A 1,552-nucleotide genomic window follows, 5' to 3' on the forward strand; every position below is an offset into this window, starting at 1 on the left:
GACGTCGCGCGCCCCGGCTGGCGGCTGCGCGCCTGGGACCGCGACGACAGCGCCGTGCTGCGCGGCTGGGTCGCCCTCTTCGACGCCTGGTCGCTCGCCTCCCCCGAACCCGAGGGCCACGAGCCGGCCGCCGTCGCCGAGGTCGTCTCGGCGATGCCCCAGGTGCTCTCCTTCCTCCAGCTGTCCGCCGGCCCCGTCCCCGTCGAACAGCTCCTGGACCTGCTCCAGCAGCGGGTCACCGAACTGCGCACCGAGCGCTGCGAAGTCCCCTACGAGCCCGGCGCCGGGCAACCCGCCGGATCCCCCGGCCCGGCCGACCCCGCGCCCGCCGCAAACGCCGCGCTCGCGCCGCTCCTCGACTGGGCACTGCAGGCCCTCGCCGGCGTCGGCGCCCTCACCTACGGCGACGGACAGGCCACCCTCACCCCGCTGGGCAGCTGGGCGGTGTGGGTCAAGCTGGAGCAGATCTGCGTGGCCGCGCAGAGCCCGGCCGGCAACATCGAGCAGTCCGCCGAGGACATGCTCCGCGGCTGCGCCCAGCTGCGGCCCAACGCGGCCCGCGCCGAGTACCGGGCCTGGCTCGCCGCCCGCACCGTCGGCAGCGCCGTCACCCAGCTGATCGAGGCCGCACGCGGCGAGGACGCCCTGCTGCGCGGTCTGGCCTTCGAGGCGCTGCGCGTCGTCGGCGCCCCCGCGGAGCCGGACGTACGAGCGGTGCTGGACGAGCCGGCCCTGCGGCCCTACGCCCTGCTGTGGCTCGCCGAGCACGACGGCATCGACCCCGAGGACGCCCACGAGGTGCTCACCCGGGAGGAGGCCACCTGGCTGTGGGTGGACACCGCCGCGGCCGTCGCCGACCACGGTGAGGCGCCGATGCTGGTCCGGCACCTGGAGGCCGCGGTGCAGCCCACCGTCCCCCAGCTGCTCGACGAGGTCCGCGCCGTCGGGCACCCGCGCACCGTGCAGGTCCTGGTCGCCCTCGCCGCCGCCCACCCGGACCCGGCCCTGGCCAAGGCCGTGCGCCGGGCCGCCTTCCAGGTGCACACCGGGGGATGAACGGGGCGGGGGCGGCTCAGGCGCCGACCTCGGGGGCGTACGTCCCGAAGCTCCAGATGTTGCCCCCGGTGTCCCGGGCCATGTAGTCCCGCGAGCCGTAGTCCTGGTCCGTCGGGGGCATCAGGATCTCCACGCCGTGCTCCAGGGCCCGCTGGTGGTGGGCGTCCACGTCGTCCACGACGACGTACACCCCGGCGGGTCCCGCGTCCTTCATCGCCGTGTCGAACAGGCCGCCGCGGCCCTTGGAGCCGACCATCACCGCGCCGTTGCCCTGGACGAGCTCGGCGTGCATCACCCGGCCGTCCTCCGCCTCGTACACCGACAGCTCGGTGAAGCCGAGGCCCTCCGTCAGCTGTCTGATCGCCGCTTTGGCATCCGCGTACAGCAGCGTGGGGTACACGCTCGGCCGCCCAGCGCCCGTGCCTGCCATGCCGATCACTCCTTCGTGCGTCGGTTCCGTGGCCCACCGCTCAGTCTGGCAGCGACCACTGACAAC

At 75.1% G+C, this 1,552-nt stretch carries 2 protein-coding genes; one reads left to right on the forward strand and one right to left on the reverse strand.

Annotation, left to right across the window (positions count from 1 at the left end; all coding sequences use genetic code 11):
• Nucleotides 1–1,056 (forward strand): hypothetical protein (locus tag ACLU3S_RS36945; protein ID WP_413956346.1); only part of this gene is annotated, 1,056 nt, incomplete at its 5' end.
• 16 nt (nucleotides 1,057–1,072) lie between these two features.
• Here the strand turns inward: ACLU3S_RS36945 and ACLU3S_RS36950 are convergent.
• Nucleotides 1,073–1,486, reverse strand: a complete 414-nt coding sequence (locus tag ACLU3S_RS36950; protein ID WP_413956347.1) for a VOC family protein — start codon at nucleotides 1,484–1,486, stop codon at nucleotides 1,073–1,075.
• Between the last annotated feature and the right edge of the window lie 66 nt (nucleotides 1,487–1,552).

Source organism: Streptomyces sp. AF1A (assembly GCF_047340315.1).
Taxonomy (GTDB): Bacteria; Actinomycetota; Actinomycetes; order Streptomycetales; family Streptomycetaceae; genus Streptomyces.

What these genes read in the sequence shown, in the direction of transcription:
- ACLU3S_RS36950 (WP_413956347.1), bottom strand. Translation starts at nt 1,486, where the DNA reads ATGGCAGGCACGGGCGCTGGGCGGCCGAGCGTGTACCCCACGCTGCTG.